Source organism: Thalassotalea sp. Sam97 (assembly GCF_041379765.1).
Classification (GTDB): Bacteria; Pseudomonadota; Gammaproteobacteria; order Enterobacterales; family Alteromonadaceae; genus Thalassotalea_A; species Thalassotalea_A maritima.
In genome coordinates, this window is the sequence record NZ_CP166919.1 from 1,777,852 (window position 1) to 1,789,508 (window position 11,657).

At 42.7% G+C, this 11,657-nt stretch carries 12 protein-coding genes; 7 read left to right on the forward strand and 5 right to left on the reverse strand.

Going from position 1 to position 11,657, the window contains the following annotated elements:
- Positions 1–168 precede the first annotated feature (168 nt).
- The 3 genes from udp to aroG are packed head-to-tail and all read right to left on the reverse strand — an operon-like array spanning position 169 to position 2,442.
- A complete protein-coding gene (gene udp / locus ACAX20_RS07985; RefSeq protein ID WP_371185249.1) occupies positions 169–936 on the reverse strand; it encodes a uridine phosphorylase in 768 nt (255 codons plus the stop codon).
- A 56-nt stretch (positions 937–992) separates the two neighbouring features.
- Positions 993–1,379, reverse strand: a complete 387-nt coding sequence (locus tag ACAX20_RS07990) for a DUF2750 domain-containing protein (protein ID WP_371185251.1) — start codon at positions 1,377–1,379, stop codon at positions 993–995.
- A 7-nt stretch (positions 1,380–1,386) separates the two neighbouring features.
- Positions 1,387–2,442 carry a 3-deoxy-7-phosphoheptulonate synthase AroG gene (aroG, locus tag ACAX20_RS07995; RefSeq protein ID WP_371185253.1) on the reverse strand — a complete coding sequence of 352 codons (1,056 nt, stop codon included), beginning with the start codon at positions 2,440–2,442 and terminating at the stop codon, positions 1,387–1,389.
- A gap of 250 nt (positions 2,443–2,692) precedes the next feature.
- Between aroG and add the strand changes: the two genes are divergently transcribed.
- Positions 2,693–3,694 (forward strand): adenosine deaminase, encoded by a 1,002-nt coding sequence (gene add / locus ACAX20_RS08000; protein ID WP_371185255.1) that lies wholly within the window; start codon positions 2,693–2,695, stop codon positions 3,692–3,694.
- Between the two features lie 23 nt (positions 3,695–3,717).
- On the forward strand, positions 3,718–4,428 hold the full coding sequence (gene deoD, locus ACAX20_RS08005) for a purine-nucleoside phosphorylase (RefSeq protein ID WP_371185257.1): 711 nt from the start codon (positions 3,718–3,720) through the stop codon (positions 4,426–4,428).
- 212 nt (positions 4,429–4,640) lie between these two features.
- On the opposite strand, the gene ACAX20_RS08010 is transcribed toward deoD, so the two are convergent.
- A complete protein-coding gene (locus ACAX20_RS08010) occupies positions 4,641–5,855 on the reverse strand; it encodes a phosphopentomutase (protein ID WP_371185259.1) in 1,215 nt (404 codons plus the stop codon).
- A gap of 197 nt (positions 5,856–6,052) precedes the next feature.
- Here ACAX20_RS08010 and udk point away from each other — a divergent pair, with 197 nt between their 5' ends.
- The 5 genes from udk (at position 6,053) to ACAX20_RS08035 (ending at position 11,095) form a co-directional block, all read left to right on the forward strand.
- Positions 6,053–6,682 (forward strand): uridine kinase, encoded by a 630-nt coding sequence (udk, locus tag ACAX20_RS08015; RefSeq protein ID WP_371189615.1) that lies wholly within the window; start codon positions 6,053–6,055, stop codon positions 6,680–6,682.
- Between the two features lie 32 nt (positions 6,683–6,714).
- On the forward strand, positions 6,715–7,962 hold the full coding sequence (locus tag ACAX20_RS08020; RefSeq protein ID WP_371185261.1) for a NupC/NupG family nucleoside CNT transporter: 1,248 nt from the start codon (positions 6,715–6,717) through the stop codon (positions 7,960–7,962).
- Between the two features lie 64 nt (positions 7,963–8,026).
- On the forward strand, positions 8,027–8,779 hold the full coding sequence (gene deoC, locus ACAX20_RS08025) for a deoxyribose-phosphate aldolase (RefSeq protein WP_371189617.1): 753 nt from the start codon (positions 8,027–8,029) through the stop codon (positions 8,777–8,779).
- Between the two features lie 151 nt (positions 8,780–8,930).
- Positions 8,931–9,518, forward strand: a complete 588-nt coding sequence (locus ACAX20_RS08030) for a thymidine kinase (RefSeq protein ID WP_371185263.1) — start codon at positions 8,931–8,933, stop codon at positions 9,516–9,518.
- Positions 9,519–9,634: 116 nt separating this feature from the next.
- A complete protein-coding gene (locus tag ACAX20_RS08035; RefSeq protein ID WP_371185265.1) occupies positions 9,635–11,095 on the forward strand; it encodes an alkaline phosphatase in 1,461 nt (486 codons plus the stop codon).
- Positions 11,096–11,373: 278 nt separating this feature from the next.
- Here the strand turns inward: ACAX20_RS08035 and ACAX20_RS08040 are convergent, their stop codons facing one another.
- Complete coding sequence (locus tag ACAX20_RS08040) at positions 11,374–11,652, reverse strand: hypothetical protein (RefSeq protein WP_371185267.1); 279 nt, start codon at positions 11,650–11,652, stop codon at positions 11,374–11,376.
- Between the last annotated feature and the right edge of the window lie 5 nt (positions 11,653–11,657).

Here is an 11,657-nt window from a genome sequence, read left to right on the forward strand (position 1 = left end):
ATCCGTCCATAATCGTAGGAGATAATAAAAAAACGCGGCCGTTTAATGCCGCGTTAGATTTTAGTGATCAAGATAAAAACATATGTTCTACATGGCGCGCAAAGCAAAGTAACGTGCTATGCCAGAATTGCTAAGCATTAAGCTTGGTTAACGCAACGCGCTAAGACGCTAATCACTGTCTTTTAACGTCAACCTTGCCGCTTCAACAACGGCAGAAATGGAACGTTTTTCCACTAACTTATGCGTTTCATGATCCGGTATTTCACCACGGTGACGATTAACAATAACGCCAGCTAAACAACCTGCCTTGAGTCCAGAGCTAGCGCACATGGTCAACAAGGTGGCGGATTCCATTTCATAGTTAAGCACCCCCATCGCTTGCCATTCTTTGGCTGAGCCGACAAAACGACTGAGCACGCGCCCCGAAAACGTATCGTAACGTTCTTGTCCTGGATAAAAGGTATCGCTTGATGCGGTAACACCAACATGCACATCGGCCTGTTGCTTTGCCGCCGTTATCATATGCTGACAAATATAAAAATCCGCAACGGCGGGAAACTCCAATGGAGCAAAGTGTTGACTGGCGCCATCGAGCCTGACGGAGCCTGTGGTGACGATAATATCTCCAACGTTAATCTCGGGCTGAATAGCCCCTGTTGTACCAATACGCAGAAATGAACGCACACCAATTTGCGCAAGTTCCTCCACGGCAATGGATGTTGATGGGCCACCGATACCTGTCGAGCAAACCACCACAGCTTTGCCATCTAAGCTACCCTTGTACAAGGTATATTCACGCTGAGCAATGATAAATTGAGGATCATCTAAATAAGAAGCGATACGTTCGACGCGATTAGGATCACCGGGAAGAATAGCGAGTGTTGCACCATCAATATCTTTTTGGCTAACACCTAAATGAAACACAGCGTCTGTCATTGTTATCTCCATTGCTAGGTATGATAACTAGAGTGTAGACGCTGTCACTGATATGATTAATTTTTACGGGCAAGTTTCGCCAATTTTTTGTTGATGGCATCGGCAAATTGCCACGGGTAAAGTAACTGTCCTGTTAAATTTTGATTAGGGAAAATAATCAAACAAAGATCATCCTCTTCCATGCCCGGTAACCAGCGTTGTTGAATTTCGTCCAATGTCAACTTAAGTGGCTGACAATGATCCCATTCATCGGTTGCCCAACCTTGTGCTGTTTCTTTTGTCGGCCAAAAAGGGACCAAGTCTTCCCCTTCTTCGGTTAACATAACAGCGCCATGCTCATCCGTTAATATCCACGCTTCACGCTCGGTCATCAATTGTTGCATGAACAACTCATAACGTTGCGTATCTGTTAAATTTAAACTGTATTTATCAATGGTAACCATAATTGCCTTACTTATTGATACGACAAGCACTTGCTTGCGCGAGTTTTTCTAATAACACTTCAGTATCTTGCCAACCAATACACGCATCAGTAATACTTTGACCGTATGTCAGCGCTTTATTATCGACCAAATCTTGGCGACCTTCCACTAAATGACTCTCGACCATCACACCAAAAATGGACTGGTTACCGTCTTTGATTTGTTGGCAAATATCATCACAAACTAACATTTGATTTTCAAACTTCTTGTTTGAATTCGCATGACTAAAATCGACCATAACCTTCTCAGAAAGCCCAGCTTTACTCAGTTGTTCAGTAATTTTATTAACATGCTCTTTGCTGTAATTAGGCTCCTTGCCACCACGCAAGATAATATGACAGTCACTATTACCTTTAGTTTCAACAATCGCTGAATGGCCAAGTTTGGTCACCGACAAGAAATGATGCGGTGCACTCGCCGCCCCAATTGCGTCGATAGCAATCTTTATCGTGCCGTCGGTACCATTTTTAAAACCAACTGGACACGACAAGCCTGATGCTAACTCGCGATGCACTTGCGATTCTGTTGTACGCGCGCCAATCGCTCCCCAGCACATTAAATCAGCCATGTACTGCGGGGTGATCATATCTAAATATTCGCCAGCAGTTGGTAAGCCCATATCATTCAAATCGAGCAGTAACTTACGGCCTTTGCGCAGACCTTCGTTTATTTTAAAACTACCGTCTAAATTTGGATCATTAATCAGCCCTTTCCAGCCGACCGTAGTACGTGGTTTTTCAAAGTACACTCGCATAACGATTTCTAAACTATCTTTGTACTTATTGCGCAATTTATTTAAGCGCGAGCCATATTCCAACGCAGCAATCGGATCGTGAATCGAACAAGGACCGATAACAACCAATAGGCGGTCGTCTTTGTTATTCAAAATGTCGCTAATCGCTTGGCGTGCCTGAAACACACTTTCAGAAATTTTTTCGTTATTACGATAACGTTCAAGTAATGCAACGGGTGGGAGAAGTTCTTTAAGACGTGAAATTCTAACGTCATCGGTTTGGTGTAGCATAATTATTATTATTGAAGTAAAGAATATTCCTAATCTAACAAGCTTTGTAATAAATGCAACGCAATTTTTCAGTAAATACTCTAATTGCATTACCTGTAATCAATGATATCCGCATACTATCTCGCAACAGAATCATTTAGCCCATAAAAAGACTTTTAGAAAATGAACATTCTCGTCATAAAACTACTGTAAACGAGCAAATCTGACCTATAGTTAAAACACAAAATCCATTAACAATACCATGCGAGCTATGCCTGCAAAAGATTTGCCTCTAATTGATCTGCATCGACATCTCGACGGCAATATTCGCCCGAACACCATATGGGATCTTGCCCATAAAAACGGAATAGCGTTACCTGCTGATAATCTTGATGCGCTAATGCCGCATATCACCATTGAAGATAAAGCCAATGATTTACTGGAATTTTTAAAAAAATTAGATTGGGGTGTTAAAGTCTTAAAGACTCTCGATGACGTAAAACAAGTCGCATACGAAAATGTTGAAGATTTAACCAAAGCTGGCATTGACTACGCTGAGTTACGTTTTTCCCCTCATTATATGGGCATGACTCACAAGCTAAACACCCAAGATGTTGTCGCCGCGATTATCGATGGCGTAGATCTTGCTCGCAAAGACTTTACTGTGAACGTGAATCTAATTGGCATTTTGTCACGAACTTTTGGTACTCACCATTGTCAATTGGAGCTGGATGCCCTGCTCGCTCACAAAGACAAGTTAGTTGCCATAGATCTTGCTGGAGATGAGTTAAATCAACCAGCAGAGTGTTTTGTTGAACACTTTAAACAAGTTGCTAACGCCAATCTCAATGTGACTATCCACGCTGGTGAAGCCGATGGCCCACAAAGTGTATGGAAAGCCATTGAAATGCTGGGTGCTGAGCGAATTGGCCATGGTGTTAATAGCTATAAAGATCCTAAGCTTATGGCTTATTTAGCAAAAAATAATATATGTCTTGAAGTGTGTCTCACATCAAATTATCAAACCGGCACTATTCGGAGCATTGCTGATCATCCGATACACACATTCATCAATAACGATATCAAAGTTTGTCTCAATACTGATGATCCCGGTGTCGAGGGGATTGAACTTGCCCACGAGTACGACATGGCAAGGCAACACCTTGGATTGACCGATAGTGAACTTCGCCAATTACAACTTAACTCTTTAGCCGCAGCGTTTCTTTCTGACTATGAACGAAAGCAACTGCTGCACAATAAACAAACCATTTAATACACATCAATTAGGAATCTACTATGGCCACACCACATATTGAAGCAAGCAAAGGTGACATTGCAGAAACCGTACTGTTACCAGGGGATCCGCTACGAGCTAAATTTATTGCCGATAACTTCTTAGAAGACGTTGTGCAATTTAATGGCGTGCGCAACATGCTTGGTTTTACCGGCACGTACAAAGGCAAACGCGTTTCTGTTATGGGCTCTGGTATGGGTATTCCATCGGCATCGATCTACGCAACAGAGCTATACAAATTTTATGATGTTGAGAATATTATCCGTATTGGGAGTTGCGGCGCAGTACGAGATGACGTCAATGTACGAGACGTGATTATTGGTATGGGCGCGAGTACCGATTCTAAGTGTAATCGCATGCGTTTTAATGATCACGACTTTGCCGCGGTTGCGGACTATGGCCTACTCAAAAATGTTGTTCAAGCAGCCCAAAATCATAACATCGATGTTAAAGTGGGTAATATTTTCAGTGCCGATCTATTTTATGCGCCAAATTTTGAGTTTTTCCATACCATGGCAAAACTCGGTATTCTCGGGGTTGAAATGGAAGGCGCAGGCTTATACGGCGCAGCTGCAGAATATGGTAAAAAAGCCCTGTGTGTTGCAACAGTAAGCGATCATATCATTCGTGGTGAAGAACTTTCAGCGGCAGAGCGACAAACCACATTCAAAGAAATGATGATCATGACCCTTGAATCGTTATTACTAGAGTAACGATTCAAGCAAAGCATCAAAAATTAAGGTTAATAAGTAGACTTTCAACGTTAAGTGAGTCTAAGCCCTTATAAACAAAGCCGGTTAAATAACCGGCTTTGTTTTTATAGCATTTGCAGTATCGAGTAGTTTCTTGGCAATCCAAGGCTTGTACATTAATTGATGTGTATTTATTTCGAAAACACCAATTCTCCAGGTTATGTAAACAGCGGTTAGCCAAGTTTGGATGCGAACGAGGTGCCATATTCAGGTGCGTCAACGCCAAACAACTCAGCTATTGTCGCACCAATATCGGCAAAGGTATCCCTCTCACCTAAATCAATGGATGGCATATTCCGTTTATAAGCCATCACCGGTACATATTCACGTGTATGATCCGAGCCGTGCCAAGTTGGATCACAGCCATGATCAGCCGTTAAAAACACATAATCATCATCCGTTAATTTATCACCAATATCGGTTAATCGAGTATCTAAATACTCTAAGGCCTTACCATACCCAACAGGATCGCGGCGATGACCATAGTCTTGGTCAAAATTCACTAAATTAGTGAAAATTAACGTGTTATCCGGTTGTGATATGAGTTGTTCAATACTGGTATTCACCAAATCTTCCAGACCGGTTGCCTTAAACTTTTCACTGATCCCTTGATGCGCAAAAATATCGGCGATTTTGCCAACGCTGACCACCTTACCGCCACTATCGACAATTTTATCCAGCACTGTTGGCGACGGGGGCAAGATTGAGTAGTCGCGACGATTGCCTGTTCGTTGAAAATCACTACTATTGCTACCAACAAACGGTCTAGCGATCACTCTACCAATGTTGAGATCCAACTCAGTCAGCAACTCCCTAACTTGTTCACAATACGTATACAGGTTATCGAGGCCAAATGACTCTTCGTGAGCGGCAATTTGAAAGACGCTATCAGCAGAGGTATAACAAATTGGTACACCACTGCTCATATGCTCCTCGCCTAAATTGGCAATAATCGTTGTTCCCGACGCATGACAATTACCAAGACAACCGTTAATACCGGTTTTGTCGTAAATTTTTTGCAATAAATCTTCTGGAAACGAGTTTTCTTTATCCCTAAAGTACCCCCACTCAAACAGCACGGGCACCCCCATCATTTCCCAGTGACCACTAGGGGTATCTTTGCCTGAGCTAATTTCTGCGGCATAACCGTAAGCGCCGGTTACTGGTCTAACACAGTTTACGGCAGGTGCTTGTTTTCCAGCAGCGATAGCTGCATTGATCAAACCAAGTTTGGATAATGTTGGTAAATTGAGTTTACGTCCTGAGTCTTTATAAAACTCATCCGCTAAATTCGCGAATGTATTACTGCCTACATCACCGAACTTTTCGGCATCGGGAGCTGCCCCAAGACCAAAACCATCAACGACCAAAATTAATGCACGTGTCATGATATCCCCTTATATTTGTCGCGTCGTTAAAACTTTTTAACAAAGCCGCGCAACGACATTTACCAGTTTGTAACTTTAGTATAGAAGCTTATGTTAAATCGTACGGAAAAAGACTTTTTCCTCCACTATTACTAGTTTTTAAGCCAAAATAAGCAATACTTTCTTCATACGAAAACATTTGAGATTCTGTGGTGTCTATCAACAATTTGACCATTATTGCAATCGTTGGCGCATCTGCATCCGGCAAATCTTTATTTGCTGAAACCATTTACAATGAGCTAACCGAAGAGCTTGGTACAAGCTCAATGACGATCATCAAAGAAGACTCATATTATCGCTGTCAAAATCACCTTTCGATGGAAGAACGTGTCAAAACCAACTATGACCACCCCAAAGCATTTGAGCACGAATTATTAGCTCATCACTTGTTTCAACTCAGTGAAGGTCATTCAATTGAAGTACCGACGTATGATTACAAACGTCACACCCGTAGTAAAGAAGTTGAAATCGTAAACCCAGCAAAAGTGGTGTTGGTTGAGGGGATCTTACTGCTTACTGATAAGCAGTTACGTAATCGTTTTGATATTAATATTTTCATGGACACACCTTTGGATGTGTGTCTAATTCGTCGCATTAAACGTGACCTCGAAGAGCGAGGTCGCGATCTCGATTCTGTGGTCAATCAATACCAGAAAACTGTGCGACCAATGTATTACCGATACATCGAGCCATCAAAAGAGCACGCTGATATCGTAATAACCAAAGGGGGCCGTAATCGTATGGCGCTCGAGTTAATTAAGTCAAAAATTCGCGAACTTGCGAATTAAACATTTGTGTTTAACAACCCATAGGTGCAATTATGGATTTTGATACATTACGTGGTGTTTTAGGGGTGGTGGTCATTTTGGCCGTTGCGTTTTTAGCAAGCTCCAACAAAAAGAACATCAATTGGCGTACCGTTATTGGTGCATTAGCGATTCAAATAACGTTAGCTGCTCTTGTTTTATACAGTGACACAGGACGTGGCATACTGGAAGCCGTATCTGGTGCTGTCGGTAGTATTATCGACTATTCTGCCGCCGGTATCGCCTTCCTATTTGGTGGCTTAGGTACTGATGCGATGTTCGCCAATGGCGTAGGCTTTGTATTTGCGATCCGCGTTCTACCGGTAATTGTGTTCTTTTCATCTTTGATAGCCGTGCTTTACTACCTCGGCATCATGGATAAAATCGTAACCGTATTAGGTGGCGCGCTAGCTAAACTTTTGAAAACATCGGACCCAGAGTCATTATCAGCGACAGCGAACATTTTCGTTGGTCAAACAGAAGCGCCACTTGTGGTTCGTCCGTTCTTACCAACCATGACTCGCTCTGAATTATTCGCGGTTATGACCGGTGGCTTAGCATCCGTTGCTGGTGCTGTATTGGTTGGTTACGCCGGTATGGGCGTAGAGCTAAAATATTTGATCGCTGCATCGTTCATGGCGGCTCCTGGCGGTCTACTAATGGCAAAACTTATCATGCCTGAGACTGGCGAGCCAAAGAATGAACTATCTGAGCTTGATGAAGTTGAGTTAGACAAGAAACCTGTTAACGTAATCGACGCAGCCGCTGAAGGTGCCTCTAAAGGTATGATGTTAGCGCTAAACGTTGGTGCGATGTTAATGGCATTCGTCGCTCTTATTGCCTTGTTAAACGGTCTTATCGGCTGGGTTGGTGGCTTCTTTGGTGCTGAAAACTTAACTTTAGAAATGATCTTAGGTTATGTGCTGCAACCGGTTGCGTGGATCTTGGGTGTTCCATGGGATGAAGCATTCAGAGCCGGTAGCTTCCTTGGCCAGAAGATTGTTGTAAACGAGTTTGTTGCTTATGTTGACTTTATTAAATACAAAGCAGACTTAAGCGCAGGTACACAAGCCATCATCACTTTTGCTCTGTGTGGTTTTGCAAACTTATCGTCAATTGCGATATTACTCGGTGGTCTAGGTACTCTAGCACCAAATCGTCGTCACGATATCGCGCAAATGGGTATGAAAGCCGTATTTGCTGCAACCCTAGCAAACTTAATGAGTGCTGCAATCGCTGGTGTGTTTATTTCACTAGCCTAATTAAATACAAACCCCGTCCTTGGACGGGGTTTCTTTTTTTGAGGTGTATATGACTGAGCAAACAATGCAAGATATAGCCAAACAAGCAATTAGCTACATGGACTTAACCACATTAAATGATACCGATACCGATGAGATTGTCGCCAATCTTTGTCAGCAAGCTCGCACACCTGCAGGTAATACAGCCGCTATCTGTATTTACCCTCGTTTTATTCCGGCCGCAAAGAAAAACTTAGCCGGCACAGGTATTAAAATTGCCACAGTGACTAACTTCCCTCATGGTAACGATGATATCGATATCGCTGTTACCGAAACCAAGGCGGCTGTCGTCTACGGTGCGGATGAAGTGGATGTGGTATTTCCATATCGTGCGTTTATGGCCGGTGATGAGCAAATCGGTTTCGATCTCGTAAAAGCCTGTAAACAAGCATGCCCTGACAATGTTATTTTAAAAGTCATTATTGAAACGGGTGAATTAAAGGATCCTGATCTGATCAAAAAAGCCAGCGAAATCTCAATTAACGCCGGTGCTGATTTTATTAAGACCTCTACAGGTAAAGTACCTGTTAATGCCACACCAGAAGCTGCTCGCATCATGATGCAAGCCATCGCCGACAATAAGCCAAGCGTGGGTTTTAAACCTGCTGGTGGCGTACGGACAACCGAAGAAGCAAAAATCTATTTAGATATGGCCCGTGAAATATTAGGTGATGACTGGTTGCAAGCTGGTAAATTTCGCTTTGGTGCGAGTAGCCTGTTAAACAACTTATTGGCAACCTTAGGACACAGTGAGATCAAAGAAAGCCAAGGCTACTAAAAGCGCAACATTGCATAAGACAGCCGTCATCACAAGGTAAACTCCGTTATCACATTAACAGATGACAGACCTTGGTAACAATGACTGTCAAAACTTATCTAAGCCCGCTACAATGCGGGCTTACTTTTCATAAGCGCAACCGCACAAGGCTATGGCACAACTATACTTTTATTATTCGACCATGAACGCTGGTAAGTCGACGTCACTGTTACAATCGGCGTACAACTACCAAGAACGTGGGATGAACGCCCTGATCTTTACCGCAAAAATAGACGACAGACTAGCGCAAGGCAAAGTCAGTTCTCGTATCGGTTTAAGCTCTGATGCCTTAGTATTTGACGAGCAAACCAACCTATATCAGGTTGTCGATAGATCACACACAAAACAGCCTGTTCATTGTATTTTAATTGATGAATCACAATTTTTATCTAAGCAGCAAGTAAAACAGCTTTCAGATATTGTTGATTATCTTAATATTCCGGTACTGGCTTACGGGATCCGCACCGATTTTCTTGGCCAAACTTTTGACGGCAGTGCCGCACTATTGGCATGGGCAGATAAACTTATTGAGCTGAAAACTGTTTGTCATTGTGGCAAAAAAGCCAATTTCGTTATTCGCCGTGATGAAAATGGTCAAGTTGTCCTTGAGGGCAGTAAAGTGCAAATCGGTGGTAACGATATGTACGAAGCATTATGCCGACGTCATTTTAAAGCGGCCGTTTGGGAAAAATCCGAATAAGCTACAGAAAAGCTCATAACGGCAACACATAAACAGCCTATTGCTCTGCGCACTGACGAAATAAATATTGATATGTTAATATCTGACTCACAATAAAAACAAAACAGAGTTAGTACGTGAAAAAATTAGTTAGTGTGATTACCGCCAGCCTACTTGTTGTTGGCTGCAACGGTGCAGAACAAAATCACAAGCAAGGCCAAGAACAAGACAACCCAAGCGCCTCATCGGCAACGTCTGTGACTATCGCGAGCAGCATTAAGCCGAAAAACATTATTATGGTCGTCGCTGATGGCATGGGCTACGCCTATCCGGTTGCTTATCGATACTGGCAAGATAACCCCACTACAGAGCATGTTGAAACAACCATCTTTGATCGCACATTAGTTGGCAGTTCCAGTACCTACCCATTAGCGGACAGCAAAACGTCATCATCGACTGAACGTGCAAAAGACAAGGTTTACGTCACCGACTCGGCCGCAAGCGCAACCTCTCTTGCGACAGGCGTAAAAACATTCAATGGTGCAATAGGTGTGGATATTAACGGCCAACCCCTGCCCACCGTATTGGAAGTAGCAAAATCCCTGAATATGAAAACGGGGGTTGTCGCCACATCGCAAATTGTTCACGCAACCCCGGCATCCTATATTGCGAAAAATGACAGTCGACGCAATTACAACGCCATCGCCGATGATTTTTTTGACTTACGAGTCAACGGTCAACTCAAAGCAGATGTTATGTTAGGTGGGGGTAGTGATTATTTTATTCGCCAAGACCGAAATCTTGTTGAAGCGTTTATGCAACACGACTATCGCCATTTAACCAACTTACAACAATTGAATACGGTTACAAACAACGAGAAATTATTGGGGTTGTTTGCGCCGATTGCCCTAAAGCCAAATATCAATAGTCCCGTTAAAAATCCGTTATTAGAGATGAGTAAAGCAGCGATAACTGCCCTTCAGAACGAGCAAGGCTTCTTTCTCGTAATTGAAGCATCACAAGTTGACTGGGGTGGTCACGCAAATGATATTGCCTATGCGATGGGTGAAATGCATGATTTGGCATTAACCATGGAGTACTTATATCAATACAGCCAACAGGATAATGATACCTTAGTGATAATGACGGCCGACCATGAAACAGGTGGCTTTAGTATCGCGGCAAATGGTCGTTACCAATTTAAGCCTCATTACCTCAATAACATCACTGCAAGCCCTAAATCGTTAGCAAATCAACTGGCAAATAACAGTATCGATAACGATATCTTACAGCAAAAACTTGGTTTTACTTTGGATGACAGTGAACGTAATCACCTGCCCACGCTACAACTTGAAAACCAACAGCAAGCCCAGCAACAACAATGGCCAAGCGAAAAACAACAACGTGATCTTAGTGATCGTTATTATAATTTCATTAAAGAAGTTATAGACAATCGTACTAACGCGGGGTGGACCACCTCCGGCCATACTGCGGTCGATGTGCCGGTTTTCGCATTTGGCCCTGGTGCACATACTTTCATCGGCCATCAAGACAACATTGATATCGCGGCAAAAATTTTTAACCACCTAAACAATTAAGCTCAGATATGGCGAAAACTTAATTTGAGCACTCAGCTTGAAAACTCGTTATTTTTTAATTACGTGGCTCAGAGCCTGAGCCACGTAATTAAAAACACAAATTTCCTATACCATATAACTCGCATGACTTCATGTATTCAATCGTCTACTCATGATCTTTTATACGACTTTATGTGACTAAAAATAGACAATTACTCAACACGGAATAGCCAATATAGCAACCACATTTTCACATCGTAAAGGGGATACGGATGTGCAAACAACAAAAGGCTATCGCATCAGTGTTCGGGATCTTCGTTAGGGGTGTGTGACGAGCATACCGTCGAAATAGCCCACTCCCTATCAGCAAACTGCTCATTTAGGGCGCCCTTACCCGCTATCCATACGAACCAACTGCCATCACGATTTGGGCTAACATACCCCAAATATAGCCCTTCTTTATTATATATTTTAATATCTGCTCCATTATCAGATACCGCAAGGGAGCAGCTGTCAGAAGCCGATGCAAAGCTCGTTGTACATAAAGTGAGTACCATTGCCAAGATTATATTCTTCATTACGC